At 59.6% G+C, this 9,692-nt stretch carries 8 protein-coding genes; all 8 read left to right on the top strand.

Annotation, left to right across the window (positions count from 1 at the left end; all coding sequences use genetic code 11):
- Window positions 1-190, top strand: a 190-nt coding sequence (locus HX786_RS05490; protein ID WP_178911805.1) for a GNAT family N-acetyltransferase, incomplete at its 5' end; no start/stop codon positions are given.
- Window positions 191-339: 149 nt separating this feature from the next.
- Window positions 340-1,161: an SDR family oxidoreductase gene (locus HX786_RS05485; protein ID WP_004371237.1), complete on the top strand. Its 822-nt coding sequence runs from the start codon at window positions 340-342 to the stop codon at window positions 1,159-1,161.
- A gap of 31 nt (window positions 1,162-1,192) precedes the next feature.
- Window positions 1,193-2,173, top strand: a complete 981-nt coding sequence (locus HX786_RS05480) for a substrate-binding domain-containing protein (protein ID WP_177041398.1) — start codon at window positions 1,193-1,195, stop codon at window positions 2,171-2,173.
- Window positions 2,170-3,678: an L-arabinose ABC transporter ATP-binding protein AraG gene (gene araG, locus HX786_RS05475; RefSeq protein WP_178911804.1), complete on the top strand. Its 1,509-nt coding sequence runs from the start codon at window positions 2,170-2,172 to the stop codon at window positions 3,676-3,678. Before HX786_RS05480 ends, araG begins: the two co-directional genes overlap by 4 nt.
- 18 nt (window positions 3,679-3,696) lie before the next feature.
- Entirely contained in the window at window positions 3,697-4,662 is a 966-nt protein-coding gene (gene araH / locus HX786_RS05470) for an L-arabinose ABC transporter permease AraH (protein WP_004371231.1), read from the top strand.
- Between the two features lie 868 nt (window positions 4,663-5,530).
- Complete coding sequence (locus HX786_RS05465; protein ID WP_003216295.1) at window positions 5,531-6,847, top strand: nucleotide sugar dehydrogenase; 1,317 nt, start codon at window positions 5,531-5,533, stop codon at window positions 6,845-6,847.
- A gap of 84 nt (window positions 6,848-6,931) precedes the next feature.
- Window positions 6,932-8,413 (top strand): mannuronan synthase, encoded by a 1,482-nt coding sequence (gene alg8 / locus HX786_RS05460; protein ID WP_017477650.1) that lies wholly within the window; start codon window positions 6,932-6,934, stop codon window positions 8,411-8,413.
- Window positions 8,414-8,449: 36 nt separating this feature from the next.
- Window positions 8,450-9,619: an alginate biosynthesis protein Alg44 gene (locus HX786_RS05455; protein ID WP_003216292.1), complete on the top strand. Its 1,170-nt coding sequence runs from the start codon at window positions 8,450-8,452 to the stop codon at window positions 9,617-9,619.
- Window positions 9,620-9,692 lie beyond the last annotated feature (73 nt).

The raw sequence follows: 9,692 nt of genomic DNA, 5'->3' as shown, positions 1-9,692 counted from the left end.
GGGCAAGAAGTTGCTGCGCCACCTGGCGAAAATCGCCTGTGACAACGGCTGCGGGCGTTTCGAGTGGAGCGTGCTGGACTGGAACGAGCCGGCCATCGCGTTCTACAAATCCATCGGTGCCCAGCCCCAGGAAGAGTGGGTACGCTACCGCATGGAAGGCGACGCCCTCAGGGATTTCGCACAGGGTTAAGTGTGCATAAAGGACCGGCTTTTAAAGCCGGTTTTTTTATATATTTTCTCACTATATGGGATGATAATTTATATATTGAGATGTTCCGGTTTCTGGGTTTATAGTCTTGCGCATCAGCACTCACTACCAAAAACAAAACAGGTGAAGCGATGCAGGCACAACCGTTGTCGTTACCTCCGGTGCCCGAGCCGACTTACGGCGAGCGACTGAAGAACAAAGTCGTGGTCATCACCGGTGCCGCCCAAGGCATTGGCGAGGCTATCGTCGCCTGCTTCCAGGCTCAGCAGGCGCGCCTGGTGATCGGTGATATCCAGGGCGAGAAGGTCGAGCAGGTCGCCGCCCACTGGCGCGAACACGGCGCCGAGATCTACGCACAACCTGTCGACATCACTTCCAAGGATCAATGGCGCGCCCTGGTGGACGTCGCTATCGAACGCTTTGGCCGCGTCGATGTGCTGGTCAATTGCGCCGGCGTCAACGTGTTCCGCGACCCGCTGGAAATGACCGACGAAGACTGGCGCCGCTGCTTCGCCATCGACCTCGACGGCGCCTGGTACGGCTGCCGTACCGTGTTGCCGCACATGATCGAGCAAGGCATCGGCAACATCATCAACATCGCCTCCACCCACTCCAGCCACATCATTCCCGGCTGCTTCCCGTACCCGGTGGCCAAGCACGGCCTGCTCGGGCTGACCCGCGCCCTGGGCATCGAATACGCGCCCAAGGGCATCCGCGTAAATGCCATCGCGCCGGGCTATATCGAAACCCAACTCAACGTCGATTACTGGAACGGCTTTGCCGACCCGCACGCCGAGCGCCAGCGTGCCTTCGACCTGCACCCGCCCAAGCGCATCGGCCAGCCGATTGAAGTGGCGATGACGGCACTGTTTCTTGCGACCGATGAGGCGCCCTTTATCAATGCCACCTGCCTGATGATCGATGGTGGGCGGTCGGTGATGTACCACGATTAAAACTTTTCCAAATAACAAGAAGAGGTGGTTCATGCTCAAGAAAACACTAGGCACCCTTGCCCTCACGATGGCGCTCAGCGGCCTGGCCTCTGCCGAAGAAGTAAAGATCGGCTTCCTGGTCAAGCAGGCGGAAGAGCCCTGGTTCCAGACCGAATGGGCCTTCGCTGAAAAAGCCGGCAAGGACCATGGTTTCACCGTGATCAAGATCGCCGTGCCCGACGGCGAGAAAACCCTGTCCGCCATCGATACCCTGGCCGCCAACGGCGCCAAGGGTTTCGTGATCTGCCCGCCGGACGTGTCCCTGGGCCCTGCGATCATGGCCAAGGCCAAGCTGAATAACCTCAAAGTGCTGGCGGTAGACGACCGCTTCGTCGACGCCAAGGGCAAGCCCATGGAAGACGTGCCTTACGTCGGCCTGGACGCCTACAAGATCGGCCAGAAACAAGGCGAAGCCATGGCCACCGAAGCCAAGCATCGCAACTGGGACTGGAAGGACACCTACGCCGTCATCAATACCTTCGACGAGCTGGAAACCGGCAAGAAGCGCACCGACGGTTCGGTAGAAGGCCTCAAGGCCGCCGGCCTGCCGGTTGACCATATCCTGTTCACCGCGCAGAAAACCCTCGACGTGCCGGGCGCCATGGACTCCACCAACTCGGCCCTGGTGAAACTGCCCAGCGGCGCGAAAAACCTGCTGATTGGCGGCATGAACGACAGCACCGTACTGGGCGGCGTACGCGCCACCGAAAGCGCCGGCTTCAAGGCCACAAACGTGATTGGCGTGGGCATCAACGGCACCGACGCCATCGAAGAACTGAAGAAATCCGACACCGGTTTCTACGGCTCGATGCTGCTCAGCCCCGATGCGTCCGGCTATAAAACTGCAACCGCGATGTTCGAGTGGGTGACCAAAGGCACTGAGCCTGCCAAGTTCACCGCACTGGATAACGTGACCCTGATCACCCGCGCCAACTTCAAGGAAGAGTTGAGCAAGATCGGTCTGTGGAAATGAACAGCGCCGCAGCAGAAAGCCTGCGCTTCAACGGCATCGGCAAGGAGTTTCCCGGGGTGAAGGCCCTGGCGCAGATCAGCTTTGAAGCGCGGCCCCATTCGGTGCATGCGCTGATGGGCGAGAACGGCGCGGGCAAGTCGACCTTGCTGAAAATCCTCGGCGGTTTTTATCCGCCCAACAGCGGCAGCTTGCAGTTGGGCGAACGCAGCGTGAGTTTCAAGTCGGCGGCCGACAGCATCGCCAGCGGCATCGCAGTGATTCACCAGGAGCTGCAACTTGTGCCGGAAATGACCGTCGCCGAGAACCTCCTGCTGGGGCATATGCCGTCGCGCTTTGGCGTGGTCAATCGCGGGGCGATGGTGCGCAAGGCACGGGAACTGCTCAAGGGCCTGGCGGATGAAATCGATCCGAACATGCGCCTGGGCAGCCTGTCCCTCGGCCAGCGGCAACTGGTGGAAATCGCCAAGGCCATGTCGCGCAACGCCCATGTGATTGCGTTCGACGAACCCACCAGCAGCCTCTCGGCCCGTGAGATCGAGCGGCTGATGGTGATCATCGCCCGGCTGCGGGATGAAGGCCGGGTGATCCTCTACGTGTCGCACCGCATGGAGGAGGTGTTCCGCATTTGCGACGCGGTGACGGTGTTCAAGGACGGGCGCTTCGTGCGCACGTTCGAGGACATGACGCAGTTGAACGTCGACCAGTTGGTCAACTGCATGGTCGGGCGCGATATCCAGGATATCTACGACTACCGGCCGCGCGAGCACTGCGGTGAAGCGCTGCGAGTCGAGGGTTTGCTCGGGCCGGGGTTGCAGGAACCGGTGAGCCTGCAGGTGAACAAGGGCGAGATTCTCGGGCTGTTCGGCCTGGTCGGGGCCGGGCGCACAGAGTTGTTGCGCCTGCTCGCCGGGCTGTCCCGCAGCACCCAGGGGACCCTGGTGCTGCATGGCCAGGTGCAGACGTTCAAGACACCACGGGATGCGATTGCGGCGGGGGTGTTGCTCTGCCCCGAGGACCGCAAGAAGGAAGGCATCGTGCCCCGCGCGAGTGTTGCGGAGAACATCAATATCAGTGCGCGGCGTGACCATGCGCGCTTCGGCTGGTTGATCCAGGGCGGCTGGGAACGCACCAACGCCCAGCGGCAGATCAGCGCGCTCAACGTGCGCACGCCGTCGGCGGACCAGCCGATTCTGTTCCTGTCGGGCGGCAATCAGCAGAAGGCAATTCTCGGCCGCTGGTTGTCGATGCCGATGAAAGTGTTGCTGCTGGACGAGCCGACCCGCGGCATCGATATCGGTGCCAAGTCTGAGATCTACCAGATCATTCACAACCTGGCGGCCAGTGGCATCGCGGTGATCGTGGTGTCCAGCGACCTGATGGAAGTGATGGGCATCTCCGACCGCATCCTGGTGATGAGCGAAGGCGCCCTGACCGGCGAATTGACCCGCGATCAAGCGGACGAAGCACGGCTGCTGCAACTGGCTCTTCCGCGTACGCGGGACTGAAGAATACGAGGGGTAGGTATGTCACAGGTAAAAACTGCAAGAAGCTTCTGGCCGGGGTTCAACCAGCGCAAGTTTCTCGATGATTGGGTCATGCTGCTGGCGGCCTTGAGCATCTTTGTGCTCAGCGCCATCTTCATCGACAACTTCCTCTCGCCGCTGAACATGCGTGGCCTGGGGCTGGCGATTTCCACTGTGGGGATTGCGGCCTGCACCATGCTGTTTTGCCTGGCGTCGGGGCACTTCGACTTGTCGGTGGGTTCGGTGATCGCCTGTTCGGGCGTGGTGGCGGGGATCGTGATTCGCGACACCGACAGCGTGTTCTTCGGCGTGTCGGCGGCGTTGGCCATGGGCCTGGTGGTGGGACTGATCAACGGCATCGTGATCGCCAAGCTGCGGATCAACGCGTTGATCACGACGCTGGCGACGATGCAGATCGTGCGTGGGCTGGCGTATATCTTTTCCAACGGCAAGGCGGTCGGCGTGATGGACGAAAACTTCTTCGTCTTTGGTAACGGCCAGCTGTTTGGCGTGCCGGTGCCAATCGTCATCACCGTGCTGTGCTTTGTATTTTTTGGCTGGTTGCTGAACTACACCACCTACGGGCGCAACACCATGGCCATCGGCGGCAACCAGGAAGCGGCGCTGTTGGCCGGGGTGAATGTCGATCGCACCAAGATCATCATCTTTGCCGTGCACGGCGTGATCGGCGCGTTGGCCGGGGTGATCCTGGCGTCGCGGATGACCTCGGGGCAACCGATGATTGGCCAGGGGTTCGAGTTGACGGTGATCTCGGCGTGCGTGCTGGGCGGGGTGTCGCTGAGCGGCGGGATCGGGATGATCCGGCATGTGATTGCCGGGGTGCTGATTCTGGCGATCATCGAAAACGCGATGAACCTGAAGAACATCGACACCTTCTACCAATACGTGATTCGCGGCTCGATCCTGTTGCTGGCGGTGATTATCGACCGCATGAAACAGCGATAAAAAGGGCGCCACACGACCAATGTGGGAGCGGGCTTGCTCGCGAAAACGGTGGTTCAGTCGATGCCTTTATTGCCTGACACGCCGCTTTCGCGAGCAAGCCCGCTCCCACATTTTGTTTGCATTCCAATTCCGAATTCGTCATTTATTTGGCGTCAAAAATAATTCTTCAGATTCCCTAACATTTATTTCACTCGACATTCGTCAATTTTTTTCGTAGTGGCACCACTTTTTTAAAACAGTAGTGGCACAAAACTATTTACCCCTCGAAACTCCCCGCAACTACTGGCCTAAATAGCAAGTGCTATCAGAATAGTACTAGTGCCATCTTTCCTAATATTTCAAGAAATTTCCGGAAACAGGATGAGTGGACAGGAACTATGTCCTAAAGCACCGCTCATACCACCGGTAACGATTATCTCTGAAGATGTAAGAGATGACTTACGTGGCGACCAAGGGAAGTAGCAAAGTTGTCATATAACTTTGACTCAATGGTCAAATCATCAACTGATTAGTTGAAGGCGGACGCAAAGGTTTCACTACTTTCTCCGACAAGGCCAAGGCTGAGCTCACCTGTATGGGTCAGTGAGACAACCCAAGCCGTTGATATATAAGGGCTCAAAGCCCCTGTCAACGCCTTGCGGCACTGGCGCCAGGCCCTTCCCCAGGAAGGCTGGCTGCATTTCAGGGCAAGCCCCAACAATAAGGCCAAGTTGCGCACAACTTGAGTGCATTAGTTAGTCACTCGACTTTTAGTATGCCTGCACTGGATATACCGACGTTTATTCGTCGCACTTCCCAGTGCCTGGGTGACGCTTCAAAACATGAACTCCGGCCATCTAGTGGCACGATTAACAATGAGGTAAATGCGATGCGCATCAGCATATTTGGTTTGGGTTACGTCGGCGCGGTATGTGCCGGTTGCCTGTCTGCACGGGGCCATGAGGTCGTTGGCGTAGACATCTCCAAGGAAAAGATCGACCTGATCAACGCGGGTAAATCCCCCATCGTTGAACCGGGTCTGGGCGAGCTGTTAAGCCAGGGCGTTCAAACCGGCCGACTGCGCGGCACCACCAATTTCGCCGAGGCAATCCGTGATACCGACCTGTCGATGATTTGCGTCGGCACGCCGAGCAAGAAGAACGGCGACCTGGAACTCAACTACATCGAATCGGTGTGCCGTGAGATCGGTTTTGTCCTGCGTGACAAGACCTCCCGTCACACCATCGTGGTCCGCAGCACCGTGCTGCCAGGTACCGTGGCCAATGTGGTGATTCCGATTCTCGAAGACTGCTCGGGCAAGAAAGCCGGCGTCGACTTCGGCGTCGCCGTAAACCCTGAGTTCCTGCGTGAAAGCACCGCCATCGCCGACTACGACCTGCCGCCGATGACCGTCATCGGTGAATTCGACACCGCTTCCGGCGATGTTCTGCAGTCGCTGTACGAAGAACTCGACGCGCCGATCATCCGCAAGGACATCGCCGTCGCCGAGATGATCAAGTACACCTGCAACGTCTGGCATGCGACCAAAGTGACCTTCGCCAACGAGATCGGCAACATCGCCAAGGCGGTAGGTGTCGACGGTCGCGAAGTGATGGAAGTGGTCTGCCAGGACAAGACCCTCAACCTGTCCCAGTACTACATGCGCCCGGGCTTTGCCTTCGGCGGTTCCTGCCTGCCCAAGGACGTGCGCGCCCTGACATACCGCGCAGGCTCTCTGGACGTGGATGCGCCGCTGCTCAACTCGCTGATGCGCAGCAACGAGTCCCAGGTGCAAAACGCTTTCGACATCGTTTCCAGCCACGACAAACGCAAAGTCGCCCTGCTGGGCCTGAGCTTCAAGGCCGGCACCGATGACCTGCGCGAAAGCCCGCTGGTGGAACTGGCAGAGATGCTGATCGGCAAGGGTTTCGACCTGAGCATCTACGACAGCAACGTCGAATACGCTCGCGTGCACGGCGCCAACAAGGACTACATCGAAGGCAAGATTCCTCACGTGTCGTCCCTGCTCAACTCGGACTTCGACGAAGTGATCAACAACTCCGACGTGATCATCCTGGGCAACCGCGATGAGAAGTTCCGTGCCCTGGCGCACAACGCACCCCACGGCAAGCAAGTGGTCGACCTGGTGGGCTTCATGTCCAAGGCCACCAGCGTGAGCGGCCGTACCGAAGGCATTTGCTGGTAACAGCAACGGCAAGTTTCAAGCGGCAAGCGTCCTGATCCCCGGCGCTTGCTGCTTGAAGCCTCCTTCACCTGCGGAATGACGCCTATGTCCAAGTTAAAACACGTACTCCTCCAATCTGCCGGCTGGCTGTTTTTCCTGAGCCTGCTGATGGGACTCGCCCTGCTGTTGCCGGCGAGTACGTTCGACTCAGAGTCGAAGAATTTTATTTTCCTGATTGGCGCCGTCGGTATCTGGCGCTACTCGATGGGTGCTACGCATTTCTTTCGCGGCATGCTGTTCCTGTACGTGGTCTACCCGCACCTGCGGCGCAAAGTGCGCAAGCTGGGCAAGGCGGCAGACCCGTCCCACGTATTCCTGATGGTTACCAGCTTTCGGATCGACGCGCTGACCACGGCCCAGGTCTACAGCTCGGTGATCCGCGAGGCCATCGAATGTGGCTTCCCTACCACCGTGGTCTGCTCCCTGGTGGAAATGTCCGATGAGCTGCTGGTCAAGAGCCTGTGGGCCAGGATGAACCCGCCCGACCACGTCAAACTGGACTTCGTGCGCATCGCCGGTACCGGCAAGCGTGACGGCCTGGCCTTCGGTTTTCGCGCCATCTCCCGCCACCTGCCGGACGACCGTGCCGTAGTGGCCGTGATCGATGGCGACACCGTGCTCGCCGAGGGCGTAGTGCGCAAGACCGTGCCGTGGTTCCAGCTGTTCGGCAATGTCGGCGGCCTGACCACCAACGAGTTCTGCGAAGTGCGCGGCGGCTACATCATGAGCGAGTGGCACAAGCTGCGCTTCGCCCAGCGCCACATCAACATGTGCTCCATGGCCCTGTCCAAACGCGTGCTGACCATGACCGGCCGCATGTCGGTATTCCGCGCCAACGTGGTCACCGACCCGGGCTTCATTGCCGATGTGGAAAGCGACTCGCTGCAACACTGGCGCCTGGGCCGCTTCAAGTTTTTGACCGGTGACGACAAGTCCAGCTGGTTCAGCCTGATGCGCCTGGGCTACGACACTTTCTACGTACCGGACGCCGCGATCCACACCGTGGAACACCCGCCGGAAAAGAGCTTTATCAAGGCCAGCCGCAAACTGATGTTCCGCTGGTACGGCAACAACCTGCGCCAGAACTCACGTGCCCTGGGCCTGGGTATGCGTCGCCTGGGCCTGTTCACCAGCATCGTGCTGTTTGATCAACGCGTGTCGATGTGGACCTCCCTGCTGGGGCTGACCGTGGCAATCATCGCCACCTTCAAATACGGCGGCGCGTTCATCCTCGCCTACCTGCTGTGGATCGGCATCACCCGCCTGATTCTGACCCTGCTGCTGTCGTGCTCCGGCCACAAGATCGGCCCGGCTTACCCGGTGATTCTCTATTACAACCAGATCATGGGCGCGCTGGTGAAGATCTACGTGTTCTTCCGCCTTGATCAACAGTCCTGGACCCGCCAGGACACCAAACTGACCCGCGATTTGGCCAGCTTTCAACGTTGGTTCAACACCTGGTCGTCTCGGACCATGACCTTCTCCGCCGGCAGCATTTTCGTCGCCGTGTTGCTGATGATGGTTTGACCCTGCCAAGCCTGAATTAACTAGGAACTAAACACCATGAATAGCCCAGTAAACGCCAACGTTGTCCACGAATCCGAAGCCCAGCGCCAACACGCCCGGGTCAAAATCCCGGCCAAGCTGCGCTTCTTCGGCGCCGATCAAACACCGATGGAAGTGCGGGTGATCGACCTGTCCGCCGGCGGGCTGGCCTTCAACGCCCCGCAGCAGCCGCTGAAAGTCGGCGATGTGCACAAGGGTCGCTTGCAATTCGTGATCGACAACCTGGGCCTGGCGATGGACGTCGAGCTGCAGATTCGCTCCTACGACCGCCAGACCGGCCGCACCGGTTGCCAGTTCCAGAACCTCGATGCACAAGACATCTCCACCCTGCGCCACCTGATCACCTCGCACCTGGCCGGTGACATCGTGACCATGGGTGACGTGCTGGCAACCCTGCAACGCGACAACTTCACCAAGGCGCGCAAGGTCAAGGACGGCGGCAGCAACATGAGCGTCGGTGGCCGCCTGCGGGCGGTGACTTTCAGCCTCGGGATCTTCGTGGTGGGCCTGGCGGCATTCGGCTTCGTGGTCAAATCGGTGTACGGCATGTACTTCGTCAGCCACGCCACCTCCGGCCTGGTGAGCGTGCCCGGGATGAACGTGACCATGCCCCGCGATGGCACCGTGCAAAGCCTGATCAAAGGCGATGCGGTCGCCGCCAAAGGCGCGCCATTGGCAACCTTCAGCACCAGCATGCTCGACGTACTCAAGGGCCATCTGGACGAAGACCAGCTGCAACCGGCCAAGGTCGAAGAGCTGTTCGGCAAGCAAATGACCGGCACCCTCACCTCCCCGTGCGACTGCGTCGTGGCCCAGCAACTGGTCGCCGACGGTCAGTACGCCAGCAAGGGCGACGTGATCTTCCAACTGGTGCCACGCGGCAGCCAGGCCAACGTTGATGCGCGCTTCTCCTATCGCCAGTTTGCCGACGTTCGCCCGGGCACCCGCGTGAACTTCCAGGTAGCGGATGAAGAGCAGGTACGCACCGGCACCATCGTCAGCAGCACCAGCCTGAACAGCAGCGAAATGTCCTCCGACATCCGCGTGCAGATCAAACCCGATGCCCCGCTGGACAGCACCTACGCCGGTCGCCCGGTTGAAGTGACCAGCGATCGCGGCCCGTCCCTGAACTGGCTGATCGACAAAGCCATGGCCAACGGTCTGTAAGCAGAGGACATGCCTGTGATGACTCTCTCAAAAACACCGCAATCCCTGTGGGAGCGGGCTTGCTCGCGAAAGC

This window comes from Pseudomonas sp. 21615526, assembly GCF_013386245.1.
In the GTDB taxonomy this organism is placed as follows: Bacteria; Pseudomonadota; Gammaproteobacteria; order Pseudomonadales; family Pseudomonadaceae; genus Aquipseudomonas.
Note: the sequence above shows the minus strand (reverse complement) of the source record. Positions and strands in the feature narration are given on the sequence as shown.